Raw genomic sequence first — 13,468 nt, forward strand, 5'->3', positions numbered from 1 at the left:
AGTTTTTTCTATTCAATATTTTTCAATACATTTTGTTGCGAACCAAAGCATATAATTCCATTATTCTTTCACCCTTAATAGTCTCAACCCGTTTAATGTGACCAGCAAGGTCACACCCATATCGGCAAAGATAGCAATCCACAAGGTTAGCCAGCCGGGCACAACTAAGAGGAGCGCAAGCAATTTTACTACGATTGATAACGTGATATTCTGCTTGATAATTTGCAGCGTTTTCCGGCTCAACTTGATGGTAAACGGCAGTTTCGTTAAATCATCGTTCATTAAAGCAATGTCTGCCGTCTCGAGGGCTGTGTCGGTACCCGCCCCGCCCATCGCAATTCCGACGGTTGCAGCTGCCAGGGCCGGCGCATCATTCACACCGTCGCCAACCATTGCAACCCTTCCGTACTGAGCTTTTAAGCTTTTGATAAACGTTAATTTATCTTCTGGCAGCAACTCAGATTCCACTCGATTAACACCCGCCTCACGGCCAATCGCATCTGCTGTGACTTGGTTATCTCCTGTCAGTAAAATGGTCTGCTCAATCCCAAGCAGTTTAAGGTGATCAATCACAAGGCTGCTGCTCTCACGAACTTCATCGGCCACCGCAATCAGTCCAAGAACCTCACAATCAGTTCCGGCAATCATTACCGTCTTGCCTTGGCTTTGCAGCAGAGAGAGTTTATCCAAAACCGCTTCAGGTATTTCCTCAAATAACTTCCTGTTTCCCACACGATACTCTGTTCCATTTACAACCCCTTTAATTCCTTTTCCTGGTATGGATAAGAAATCCTCGACCACATAGTTCTGCGAAAGATGAGAGGCCTTTTTCATTACAGCCGAAGCAAGCGGATGCTGTGATTTACTTTCTAGTGCAGCAACAACTCCTAAGAGTTGTTCATCATATGTGAAGTTCACGAAATCCGTCACTACTGGAATCCCTTTTGTGAGTGTTCCAGTCTTATCAAACGCGATAGCCTTCAACGCTCCTGTTTCCTCTAAAAAACTCCCGCCTTTGATGAGGACTCCATTTCGTGCTCCGTTGCCAATGGCAGTAACAATGGAAACAGGCGTTGAAATGACGAGGGCACACGGACAGCCCACCACTAATACCGCGAGCCCTTGATAAATCCACTCCTGCCAGCCTCCATCGAAGAACAACGGCGGCATAACAGCAACAAGGGCGGCCACGAGGATAATGACAGGGGTATAATACTTGGCAAAGCGGTCGACAAATTGCTGCGAGGGGGCTTTTTCGGCTTGGGCTTCTTCGACTAAATGAATGATTTTAGAAATCGTTGTATCATCCACCAGTTTGGTTACTCTTATTTTTAAAAAGCCTGCCTCATTTAAAGTACCGGCGAATACCTCATCCTCAACGCCCTTTTCAACCGGAACTGATTCACCGGTGATCGCCGCTTGATTAATCGTAGATGTTCCCTCAATGATCATCCCATCCATCGCAATCATTTGTCCTGGTTTCACAAGCATGATATCGCCGATTTCAACATCTTCCGCTTTTAACAGGAGTTCTTTCCCATTGCGGACGACAAGCGCTTCTGCCGGAGCATGCTCCATCAGCGAACGAATGGAATTCCGCGCTTTATCCATGGAATAGCCCTCAAGGACCTCACTAATGGCAAATAGGATAACAACTACTGCTCCCTCCCGCCATTCACCAATAATCGCAGCACCAATGATGGCGATTGTCATCAAGGTTTTCATATCAAAATCAAACCTGATTAGATTTTTAATACCCGTTTTGAATAGAGGATATCCACCTATTACTATAGCTGCGGCAAAGAGAAGGGTTGCTGAGAAAATATAGCCTGCCAGTAGAAATAACAGTGATAATCCCACTAACGAGTATCGCTTCCAGAAAGGTTCCCTTTGGATGACTGTTTGTTTTTCTTTATCCGGGACAAGGATTAATTTCTCAAAAGCACCTGCTTTATGCAGCTCTTCAAGACTTGTGTTTCCATAGACAGTGAGCTTTGAAGCTCCGAAATTAACTTTGGCATCAACAACACCATCCAGGTGCTGTACGTTCTTTTCGAACTTAGCGGCACAGCTAGTTCAGGAAAAGCCTTGGACTCGATAGACTTGTTTTTCTGTCGATGCTTCACTCACGGCCGGCCACCTCTTTCTGGTGCGCAATTGCAATATGGATTAATTGTTTCACATGCTCATCATCAAGGGAATAATAAACTAGCTTACCCTCTTTGCGGTATTTCGCCAGACCAAGGCCCTTTAAGTGACGTAAATGGTGGGAAGCGGTTGCGGTGGTTGCGCCGACAATATGGGCAACATCACAAACACACAGTTCTTCTTCCAGTGTTAAAGCATAGGCGACTTTCAAACGTGTTTCGTCTGATAAAGCCTTAAAAAGCTTGGTCACATCAACGATATTTCCGTTCGTGATTTGCTGTTTGACCCGAGTTGTTTTCTCGCTATCGACACAGGTAATCTCGCAAACATCCTGTTCTTTCAACATCGTCACCTTCTTCATTCAAATATTCGTTTGATTATATCATATTCAAATGGGCATTTGAATGTCAAACATATTTAAGAATTTTTTATAAAGTAATATTAGATAAAAGAGCAAAAAAAAGAACCCAATACGGGTCCCTCTAGTAACTATTTTAACACAAGCTCTCTGTCATTCTCCTTCACAACCTGTGTTGAGAAACGGTCCACTTCAATCGCATACCTTGGGCGCCGTTTCACTTCCCGGTAAATCTTACCGATATATTCACCAATTATGCCAATGCCCATTAATTGCAGTCCGCCAACGAACCAAATCGAGATCACTAACGATGTCCAGCCAGACTCTGTATGCCCCAAGATTTCTTGAACAATGGCATAACCGCCAACCAATGCACTAACGAACACAGAGAGAAAACCTAAGAAGGTGACGAAGCGGATAGGTGCTACACTGAAGGAGGTCATTCCATCAAAAGCGAAGGCAAGCATTTTTTTCAATGGGTATTTCGATTCGCCGGCAAGCCTTTCTTTTCGATCATAATAAACTTTCGTAGAGGAAAAGCCTACTAGAGGCACAAGACCGCGTAAAAACAAATTGGTCTCCTTATATTTTAAGAGCACGTCCAACGCCCGTTTGCTCATCAGCCGGAAATCGGCATGATTCGGGACTAGTTTAATTCCGATCCGCTCCATGAAACGGTAAAAGAATAGGGCTGTGTTCCGCTTAAAGAAGGTATCGGTCTCGCGGCTGTCTCTCACGCCATAAACAATATCGACCCCTTCCCAGTATTTCTCTACAAAGGTCACAATGACATTGATATCATCCTGGAGATCCGCATCAATCGAAATCACGCAATCGGAGTACTGATTAGCTGTTTCAAGTCCAGCAATGAGAGCGTTCTGATGACCGACATTGCCTGCTAACTTCAGCCCGGTTACAAAACTGTTTTTCTCGCATTCGCTCTCAATCATCTTCCAGGTTTGATCCTTGCTGCCATCATCGACAAATAATAGCTTACTATTCTTCGAAACAAGCGAATCCTCCATTAAATGGTCCATTATTTTAGTCAGTTGTAAAATCGTTTCACTTAAGACAGCTTCTTCGTTATAACATGGAACGACAATGGTTAAGATTGGTCTATTCATCTGAAATTTTCCTCCTTACTTTACGTGATAAAGGTAAATTTTCCAGGCTGAATCCTTTTGAATGAAGGTCTTTTGAAGTTCTAGATTATTTTCATTGGCATTCATAATCGGCACGGCCGAAAAGATATACTCTCCGCCCATTTGTTTAAAAACATTGGTATTTAGCTGCAAATGATGTATTTTCACTTTCGAATCTTTTTTAAACTCATAGTGTTTCCCTAGTTCAGCGACAAATAGGTAACACCTGCCGCCCCACTGATCAAAGTACTTCTTTAATGTCGGACTCTTGTCCAGCTCTCCTGCAATAATTTTTCTAAACTCATGTTTGTAGGTTAGCGGATAAAAGTTATTGTACGAATCCAACGTATAAAAGCCATTATACTGGGCGATCACTGGGTGAATTCCGATACTTGCGACCCGGTAGCTGCTCTTTGGCTTTCCAATATAATCGGAAATTTCTTTAAACTGCTCAGTTGCATAAAACTGTTTAACCGATGGCTTTCCAGCGACACGGTAGATAATTTCATCGTTTGCACAGAATAAGACAATCAGTTGAACAATAAGGCATATTTTAACGAAAGACTTCCAGTGCTTGCCTTTTTGCCACAGGATAAAGGCCCCGACCGCATACATCAAATAAATGATTAACGGTCTTAGGAAATGGAATCGGGCAAAATTAAAGGTATTTAATAAAGAGATTCTCTCTTTAAGAGGCTGCCAGCCTTTATTGAACCAAAAAGCATACCAGACAGAAAGGAGAATATTAATAACAAATAAGTACATATAACGTTTGTCTGTCTCATTTCGGTCCTTCTTTTTCCAAAGCATACCGATGACAAGGAAGGATAGCGGCACAATTACCAGCGTATGCAAGGTTAACACATGGGTATGACCAAGGAAGTAATTTTTACATGCAAGTCCAATTGTATGCCAAAAGCCCAGTGTTGAGCTGACAAACTCATTTCGGCTCGTTGGCGCTTCCGGAAATACTAAGGAATAGACAAGGCGGTACTCTATTAAAAGGTAAATAACCGTCATTAACACAATACTGCTAAAAAACACCCCGTTCGGTTTCCGCTTTACGAGCAGGTCTCTCAGCCAAAGAAGTCCCATGGCAAATAAAAAGAAGAAAAAGCCTAACACAAAGCTGGAATACAGGGGCAGCAAAATCAGTGTCAGCCATTCTTTCCAGGAATAGCGTCCTTCCCTGATATTCATAAATGCCCACAGAGCAAGCGGCATTCCCAGTGTACTTAACATTCCTGAGGGCCAGAAAGGAGTTAGGGCAAACGCCAGCGATACCCAAACACGAATGGGGTAGGCCACATCTTTTTTCACAAAATGCCGCTTCAGCAATAAATACATACCAAGAAAAGCAAATAGCCTTGTAATGGTTTGACTTAATGCATAGGCAAGCATGGAAGGAAAGAGATGATGCAGCCACTCAATTCCGCTGAATTCTGTTCCAAATGTATTTCGCGGCAGACCATTGATGACTTGTGGTATGACCGAATCAATTCCACCGAATAACTGACCGCTATTTTTCAAGACTTTGTACCACGCTATATTCGAATCCAGGTTATCATGGACCCTTATATGAGCATTTTCGCCTAAGATGAACAATGGCGACAGATACAAAAGGATGAGACAGAGAGCAAGTTTGATCGACTTGTTTTCTGAATCCAATAATAACATTATCTTTCTGCAAAGCTCTTTCATGGCTAAGAGAACTTTACCTCCTGATGCCTATCTTTTTCTAAGCATATTTGATTTTTCGAGGATTTTCCCTTCCACACTCTCATATACCCCAATTATGGCTTCGCTAACTTTGTTCATTTTTTCAAATCGGCTAAATAGGCAGTGAACTGCAAACGCAATGCTAACCCCTATAACCATTCCCGCGGTCACATCCAACGGATAATGAACCCCCGTCCACACGCGGGCCAAGGCAATTCCGGCAGCTAGAATCAACCAAATCCAGCCATCCCGCTTAATCCAAATCCAAATCGCTGTTGCAATCACAAATGCCGCGGTCGCATGGTCACTTGGGAACGAAGCGTTTTTCGCATGTGAAATTAAAAAGTTGACATGATGGGCCACAAATGGCCGGGCCCGGTAAAAAAAGTGACCAATCCCGCCGTTGATACTAAGCGCTGCACAGGCAGCAAGGATCGCCTCCACGACCATTTTTCGATTATTGGCTTTTGGATAAAACCAATAAAAAATAATCGCGGCAAAGAATAAATACTGTGCTTTTTCGGCTAAAAAAATCATCAATGGATTCAAAAAGCGATCACTTACCGCCAGATGATTAATCAGCTGAAAGACACTATAATCTAAATGTGACATCTTTTTGTTCCTCCTTGGTTCATTATTGTGCGCTGCTAGCGTGCAGAACTGCCGATGACAGCGCCGCTCCCGCCGGAACGATTTTGGGTTGTTGGTTTACTACATCGAGAATGGCTTCGATGAGTGTTTCCTTGCTAGTCAATTCCATTCCTTGTTGATAGGAATCAATGGCTTTTTCCCATTCTTTCATTTGCTGACTATTATTCAACACCATTAATAATTGCTGTTCGATTGAACGGCTCTGGTCAAGAACAAAGGCCAGCTTGTGATCCTTTAAAAAACGCAAGTTGATTTTTTCTTGTCCTGGCAGCATAGAATGAACAAAGATCGGCAATCTTTTGTGCAATGCTTCACTAACTGTCACGCCGCCAGGCTTTGTCAGAATCGCATCAACCTCTTCATATAGCTGATTCATGGCTGACCTTGAGGAAAGGTAGGACAATGGCATAATATGCTCAAGCTGCCAAGAACGAATCTCCTCATACAATCTTTTATTTTTGCCGCATAAAACGAAAAAGTCCAACCCACTCGAATTTTTCAACTCTTCTAGAAGCTTGCCAATTCCACCTAGGCCACTGTTTCCCCCGGCAATTAATAGTTTCGGACGCTCTTGTGGCGGTTGGTAGGCCTTAGAGCTCTTCGTCATTTCCTCATGAACAGGAATACCTGTAACGATTATCCGATGCTTAGGAATGTGAAACCGCTCAACCAGCATTTCTTTAACTTGTTGACTCGGAACATAATGGGCATCGATCCCCTCTTTTCCCCAAACACTATTAACAAAAAAGTCAGTGTAAACATTAATAACCGGAATCGTACATTTACCTTTTTTCTTTAAGACGCTAAGCAGACGGGAAGGAAACCCATGGGTACAAACAAGCAGGTCTGGTTTTTCCTCCAGCAGTAATTGTTCCATTTTCTTTAAAAATAACGGCTGATACCAATTAAAGGACTGCTTTTTCGTGTCCGGCATGTAAAAAAAGCTTTTATAAGCCAAGTTATAGGTTTCAGGTGCATAGCGGATCCAATTCAGATAGCCATTGGAAATCATTTTTTCTAATGATTTATTGGTATAACTTAATAAGTCGACTTTCTTTAAGATTAGATGGTCAGTATGATTTTTTAAAAGATCCATTATGGCCTCAGCTACCTGATGATGGCCTGATTGCATTTGTAAGAGTGGTAAAAACAAGATTTTTTTCATTATCGACCAGCTCCTGTTTTGATAAGCTTGTATATTTGTCCCATTTACTGTACCACTCATTTTTTTGAAAACCCGGTTTTTAATTGATTTTTAATCAACCCTTCAGGAAGAATTAAAAAAACTCGAAGCATCGAGTTTTTGTTTGTCACTATGAGGTTAAACGGGCACGCCGCTTGTTGCGGAGCCAAACAAAGCTCAAGAATAATAGAAAAGAAATGATACCGGCACAGGGAATGTATGCTGGATTAATCGAAAAGACCTTCCCGGCAAAAAATCCGGCCGACATCACCGGAATTGTCCAGGCCAGTGTACCCAATAGAGAGAGCAGCCCAAATTTACGAAACGAAATTTGGGTAATTCCGGCAAAGTATGGACTGATTTGCCTTAGTCCTGGCAGATAGAATCCAAATAGGATCGTTTTCTGCACATTTTTCGAATAAAACCTAACCGCTTTTTGCCATCTCTCATCGGTAATCCCTACATACTTTCCAAACTTTTTAATAAAGGGGTAGCCAAGATATTTTCCACAGGCGTAGGCTGAGAGCATGCCGGTAAACACGCCGAGAATGGAGGCGGCTAGTCCATACTCAAAGGAGAGTTTGTGCCTTCCACACAGTACCCCTATCAAAAACAGCAGAGATTCCTCCGGAGCAGGAATCCCAACAATTCCAAAAAAAAGACAAACGAAGATAACCGCATAACCATATAGATTAATATAATGAAGGATCGATTCTATATTCATAAATAGCCCTCTTTATTCCTTTAAGGGTATAAATCTTGTCCCATGATCGATGGCTTCCCTTAAATAGATTTCTAGATTCTTAATCATGTAACTCGGGGCTTCCGGATCCGCCCCCAGTGTTTCCCCGCAGTCATGCAGCAAGAGAATTGAACCTGGTTCTGCAGCTTCCCGCAGTTCTTCCAGCAGGCCATTTTTGCCCTTCTCAACCTTCCAATCTCCAAAAATATGCGACCACATAATCTTTTTATAAGATTTACTAATGAACAAGCTAAAAAGATTGAAATGGCCCCATGGCGGCCGGTAAAATATGACCTTTTCCTGTGTACATTCCGCTATCGCTTGCTCCGTTAATTGTAACTGCCTTTTTAAACGAAACGGTGTGATGATCCAGCTTGAGACATGATGAAAATGATGAATTCCAACCGTATGTCCTTCCTCACTCATCCGTTTAATAATCTCCGGATACCGTTTTACCTTACTGCCCACCACAAAAAATGTTGCTTTCACCTTATACTTTTTTAATAGGTCTAACAATTGCGGGGTATAGATTGGATTGGGGCCATCATCAAAGGTAATCGCAATCGCATCTGATTGCGTCCTTTTTAAAATGCCCCATCTATTCATGCGAATCAGGATCGTTGGGACGATCGCATAAACTAGTAAGAACACGATCATGATTACAATACCTATCAATAAAAGTTTCATGGCTGGTCCTTTCTCAGCTTTTCGGTAAAAATAATTCAGCCTCTGTCCCTTCACCTTCTGTACTGCTTATTTTAATTTCTCCGTGATGCTGTTTCATGATATTCTTCGCAATGGCCAGTCCCAGGCCTGTTCCTCCGGTTTCACGGCTTCTAGCCTTGTCCACTCGGTAAAAACGTTCAAAGATATTTTTAATTTCATATTCAGGTATCCCAATTCCGTAATCTTTTACCTTAATGACCGTATTTAGTTCGTTTACAATTAGGTAGACTTCAATTTTGTCTGTACTATATTTAATGGCATTATCGATTAAAATAATGATGGCTTGTTTAAGCTTTAATTCATCCGCTTTAACTGTTATGGCGGGAGCAGCAAAGTGCAGATCAATGTCCCGTTTATAAGCACTTTTCAGTTGTTTGATGATACTTTGACATAATGCGACCAAATCCAGCGACTTCGTGTCCAAATGATTCCCTGATTCGGTATCCGCTAAATCGAGAAATCTTTCGGTCATTTTTTGAATCCTAGTTGCTTCGGAATGAATCGTTTCTATCGCGTCCAATGCATCGGCTTCATTTCGAATTCCCCGCCTTAATAAATGGTCAGCGAAACTCTTAATAACCGTAAGTGGCGTTTTTAATTCATGGGAAGCATCGGAAATAAATTGTCGTTGTTTATCGAGATTCTCTTCTAACCTGCCAATCATCTGATTGAAGGTTACCGCCATTTTTTGCAGTTCATCCTTTGTTTCGTGCTGAATCACAATTTTTTTGGGAATCCCGCTCTGCTCGATCTCTTCCATTGTGTTAATCATGTTAGAAATCGGCCTTATGATCAGATTGGATAACCACCTGCCGCCAAGCAAAGCCAATAAGGCTCCTAAAATGGTACTTGAGATTTGAATCGAGAGTAATACATCCTTTGCCAGTTCGAGACCGGATAATTTTTCCCCCATCTCCAGCACCGTACTCATTCCACCATTTGAATGAATGGGAATCCGGACAATCAGTATTTGTTCTTCACCATTCTTTTGCATAATGGTTTTTCTTTCTGCTTCTTTTTTTCTAACGAATTTCGGCTTAATTTTGGCTGCCATATGCTTATCATTAGTTACTTCATTTTTCACTTTTGAACCGGGTTGAACCATCCTAATAAAAGAATGCCCTGTTAAATAAGGTGTTAATTGATCTTTTATGAGGACAGAGGAAGAATCGAGTTTCATATCCTTAATCAGACTATTAGCTCTTTGGTAGAGCTCCTGATCTTCCATGTTGATGGTAATTTTCATAAATGAAAAAAAGACAATCGCATTCACAGCCACTAAAACACAGAGAATCCAAGCAGTTGTCATGATGTTTATTTTGGTTGTTATCTTCATTTGCTTAATTCTCCTTTATGGTATAACCAATTCCCCTCACTGTTTGAATAATAGTTGGGTCGGTGAACCCTTCTTCGATTTTTTTTCTTAAGTGTCGGATAAACACATCAATGACATTTGTTTCTCCCTCATATTCATAACCCCAGACATGAAAGAGGATATTTTCTCTGGTGACAATTTTATTTTTATTCACTAACAAATAAACCAGCAAATCAAATTCCTTCGGAGTTAAGGAAATGGAGGTATTTCCCCTGGTAACTTCCCGTGTTTCAGGATTCACCGTTAAGTCCTGAAACGACAAGATCGATTCCTCTGGCTGCATAGCCTTGAATGCTAGAGCATTCTGCCGCAGACAAGAACGCACTCGCGCTAATAATTCCTCCATTTCAAACGGTTTGGTTATATAATCATTGGCCCCTTGGTCCAGACCAGTCACCTTGTCCATTGTCAGATTTCTCGCCGTTAACAAAATAATCGGGATGAGGTTGTTTTCTTTTCTTATTCTTCTTAACACTTCAATCCCATTCATCTCAGGAAGCATGACATCTAGTAGGATTAAATCTAGTTTTTCGGCCAGTGCAGACTGCAAACCGGCTTTCCCGTCATAAGCAACTAATACTTCGTAGCCTTCGTATTCGAGCTCTATTTTTAAAATTTTTGCGATATGCCGTTCATCCTCGACAACCAAAATTCGCAACTTTTCCATATCATCAGTCCCCCTTTTGATCAAGGCAGAAACTCTATTTACTATATCATCTACAATTTAGCACTATTTTTCTTTATTTTACTTGATTTAATTAAATTTTAATCTTTTTTTCACGGAAATAAAGTGCTCCCTTTTAGCATGTTCAGGGCTGAGTGTTTCGAATGAAAACATTTTTGCATCAAAATAGGAATAGCATCAGCCATTCCCTGGTAAATCCCGCACAAGGACCTTATTTTTCAATCGAACGGTTAGCACGATCGCGAATTTATGAATGATCATCATCAATAGTCCAGCTATGATCAAATCAGCCCTTGTGTTGAAAGGCGGGGGGAGGATACTAAGTGAATTTTGGGCAGTTGGTGTCATGCACAGACTCGCCATCATTCCGCTTAGGAGTGGATTTGTCCCGCTCCCAAAAAGACCGCTCAAAATAAGTAAACTGCATGCTGGCAGCAGAACGATCCCGCTCAGGAAAGCGAATCGTTTATTCTGTTCGGTTACAATTGGCCGCCAAACCAGCAAGGATAAAAGCATGAGCAGGAGCAAATAGCTATTATGGATAGAAGAATGTAAGGAAAGATAGCTTAGAACGGCTTGAAAATGATAGAAGAAAAACAGGATAGCAAAGGTAACTAAAGCCGCTAAGAAGGGGATGTTTAGTCGTTTTATCATTAGAAGAGAGGCTTCTGGAATGCCTAATAAAAACAGCGGGGGGATGACAAAAAATAACAAACTCATCTGAATCATGTGCAAACTGAATGATAAATGATTAAGGCTCGATAAGGGACTGCCGATCGTAAGATAGAGTAAGGTTAACGAGAGGAAGAAAAGCAATGGCTGCTTGTCATAAATTTTGATTTCTGTATACGTGTGTAATAGAACGATATAGAAGGCGTAAACACCAATAAGTCCAGCCAATAATGGGAAATTCCACACTAATGGATCTTCAAATAAAAAAATGTCTAACATACCTCTTTCTCCCCTCTGAATCAATCCTGTGGTGCACACATGGAGAAAGCCGCTACTTTCCAATCTTGTTTGGAACTATAAATTATATGATTTCTGTATCGAAATATACCCAAAATTCAGGAAGAGCCATAAAGTATGTAATGGGAAACACTCCTTCCATTTCAGCATAGAAGGAGTGTTTAAATTGAAAATGGTGTCAGGCACCGATGATTTCCTGCAAGGTGTGTTTGCGGACCGCGAGTGCGAGGTCGGCGAGAAAGTAGAGTCCGACGGCTGACCAAATCCAAGCCCAAACCGGCTCAATTCCTCCATACATCAAGGCAATGACTGGATGAATCCATTTTAAACAAAGAAGCGATAAAAGGCCCCAGCAGATGGAAAACGGCAGACATATATGTCCGTGCAGCTGGAATCGGGCAGTGGAGTAATCCCACCATTGCCGTTGGAATAGTTTCTGCAGCAGTGCCCCGCTGGCATACTCAACCAGGGTGGGGATAAGGAAACACAAAAATAGTATGTAAGCCCAATGTGAACCCGGCGGAGTAAGATAGATCAGCAGTATCGGGGCAATCCCATACATCGGTTTAAAGGGACCAAATAAAAAATTCTCCTTAAGAAACTCTCGTTTAGTAACATAGTTATAACTATTTTCCAGCAGCCAGCCAATCAATGAGTAAAGCGTGAAATAAAATAGCATGGCGGCGGCTCCCTCCATTGTAAGAACTTCTACAAGTTGAAGTTCCAAGCCTCTTAACCAATTATGTGCCATGGCTAAACCACCTTTCACGGATACGAATTTCCCATTTTATGATTACCCGTGAAGAAGGAAATTATTCCATTAATTTCTGACTAAATTGGACCAAAAGCGCAAGCGCCTTGAACAGCCCCGACAAGCATAAGACGCTCTGGGAAAGAAGGCGCTCTTTGCCTTCATTCCCAGAGTGGCTGTAGACCATCGAGGGGCTAGGCGCTGGAGCTAGACGTCGATAGTCCTTTTATTAACAGTTAACTACAAACGAAAATACTATAACTTCCCAAGAGATAAAAAAAGGTGCCTGACACCATTTAGGTATCAGACACCTTTGTAGCAGTTTCAATAGGAAGAAACTTAGTTTCTAATTGTTTTTAATGCTCCGCTCCACTGGACTACTTCGTTAAGCATTGCTGTTACATTTGTTAGGTGTAATTCAGCTGGTTTGAAAACACTGCCGTTTTCAAAATCAGTGAATAATGACAAGGTTGGATGTGTACGAACGTCTGCCACTTTTAATTCACCTAAGATACCGCGTAAATGTTCAGCCGCACGAGCACCGCCAGTGGATCCATAGCTTACGATTCCAGCTGCTTTGTCATTCCAAGCTTCACGAGCAAAATCAAGAGCATTTTTCAAAGCTCCTGTGATACTGTGGTTGTATTCTTGAACAACGAATACGAAGCCATCTAGGCTAGCTAATTTTTGATTCCATGCAGCAATCCCTGGTTCTGTACCATCAGTAGTTCCTAAGAATGGCAGGTTGAAGTCTGCGATATCAACGATTTCGTAATTTGCATCGCCGCGTTTGTCGGCAATTCCTTTTACCCATTCTCCTACTTGTGGACTAACGCGTCCTTGACGTGTACTTCCTAAAATAATCCCGATATTTAATTTTGTCATTGTTTTTTCCTCCTTTGGTGTGTTACCAAATAATCGATTTAAAAAACCCATTGCTTGCACCGCCTTCTTGGTGTGATATCTTAGATGTGAGTATCTCAAAGTTGTTTATTTTTAATTCGAGATAATCATATAAT

Annotated in this window: 13 protein-coding genes; all 13 read right to left on the bottom strand. The window is 41.6% G+C overall.

The window, feature by feature from the left end:
• Positions 1 to 60: 60 nt before the first annotated feature.
• The 13 genes from V7077_RS09590 to V7077_RS09650 all read right to left on the bottom strand — a co-directional run bounded on the left by V7077_RS09590 (position 61) and on the right by V7077_RS09650 (position 13,385).
• Positions 61 to 2,130: a heavy metal translocating P-type ATPase gene (locus V7077_RS09590; protein ID WP_335500803.1), complete on the bottom strand. Its 2,070-nt coding sequence runs from the start codon at positions 2,128 to 2,130 to the stop codon at positions 61 to 63.
• A complete protein-coding gene (locus tag V7077_RS09595) occupies positions 2,123 to 2,491 on the bottom strand; it encodes an ArsR/SmtB family transcription factor (protein ID WP_335500935.1) in 369 nt (122 codons plus the stop codon). The genes V7077_RS09590 and V7077_RS09595 overlap by 8 nt, the downstream gene beginning before the upstream one ends.
• Before the next feature lie 146 nt (positions 2,492 to 2,637).
• Positions 2,638 to 3,630 (bottom strand): glycosyltransferase family 2 protein, encoded by a 993-nt coding sequence (locus V7077_RS09600; protein WP_335500805.1) that lies wholly within the window; start codon positions 3,628 to 3,630, stop codon positions 2,638 to 2,640.
• 15 nt (positions 3,631 to 3,645) lie between these two features.
• Positions 3,646 to 5,325, bottom strand: coding sequence for a DUF6044 family protein (locus V7077_RS09605; RefSeq protein ID WP_335500806.1), 1,680 nt, complete (start codon positions 5,323 to 5,325; stop codon positions 3,646 to 3,648).
• A 51-nt stretch (positions 5,326 to 5,376) separates the two neighbouring features.
• Entirely contained in the window at positions 5,377 to 5,979 is a 603-nt protein-coding gene (locus V7077_RS09610; protein WP_335500807.1) for an undecaprenyl-diphosphatase, read from the bottom strand.
• A gap of 22 nt (positions 5,980 to 6,001) precedes the next feature.
• Positions 6,002 to 7,183 carry an MGDG synthase family glycosyltransferase gene (locus tag V7077_RS09615; protein ID WP_335500808.1) on the bottom strand — a complete coding sequence of 394 codons (1,182 nt, stop codon included), beginning with the start codon at positions 7,181 to 7,183 and terminating at the stop codon, positions 6,002 to 6,004.
• Between the two features lie 148 nt (positions 7,184 to 7,331).
• Positions 7,332 to 7,925 carry a DedA family protein gene (locus V7077_RS09620; protein WP_335500811.1) on the bottom strand — a complete coding sequence of 198 codons (594 nt, stop codon included), beginning with the start codon at positions 7,923 to 7,925 and terminating at the stop codon, positions 7,332 to 7,334.
• A gap of 12 nt (positions 7,926 to 7,937) precedes the next feature.
• The gene (locus V7077_RS09625; RefSeq protein WP_335500813.1) at positions 7,938 to 8,630 is read right to left on the bottom strand and encodes a polysaccharide deacetylase family protein; all 693 of its coding nucleotides are present in this window, start codon (positions 8,628 to 8,630) and stop codon (positions 7,938 to 7,940) included.
• Between the two features lie 13 nt (positions 8,631 to 8,643).
• Positions 8,644 to 10,005: a sensor histidine kinase gene (locus V7077_RS09630; RefSeq protein ID WP_335500815.1), complete on the bottom strand. Its 1,362-nt coding sequence runs from the start codon at positions 10,003 to 10,005 to the stop codon at positions 8,644 to 8,646.
• A gap of 4 nt (positions 10,006 to 10,009) precedes the next feature.
• Complete coding sequence (locus V7077_RS09635) at positions 10,010 to 10,711, bottom strand: response regulator transcription factor (RefSeq protein ID WP_335500817.1); 702 nt, start codon at positions 10,709 to 10,711, stop codon at positions 10,010 to 10,012.
• Between the two features lie 195 nt (positions 10,712 to 10,906).
• On the bottom strand, positions 10,907 to 11,680 hold the full coding sequence (locus V7077_RS09640) for a cytochrome c oxidase assembly protein (protein ID WP_335500819.1): 774 nt from the start codon (positions 11,678 to 11,680) through the stop codon (positions 10,907 to 10,909).
• A 196-nt stretch (positions 11,681 to 11,876) separates the two neighbouring features.
• Positions 11,877 to 12,449 (bottom strand): putative ABC transporter permease, encoded by a 573-nt coding sequence (locus tag V7077_RS09645; RefSeq protein ID WP_335500821.1) that lies wholly within the window; start codon positions 12,447 to 12,449, stop codon positions 11,877 to 11,879.
• Between the two features lie 339 nt (positions 12,450 to 12,788).
• Positions 12,789 to 13,385, bottom strand: coding sequence for an NADPH-dependent FMN reductase (locus tag V7077_RS09650; RefSeq protein ID WP_335500823.1), 597 nt, complete (start codon positions 13,383 to 13,385; stop codon positions 12,789 to 12,791).
• Positions 13,386 to 13,468 lie beyond the last annotated feature (83 nt).

This window comes from Neobacillus vireti (genome assembly GCF_036962465.1).
GTDB lineage: Bacteria > Bacillota > Bacilli > Bacillales > Cytobacillaceae > Neobacillus > Neobacillus vireti_B.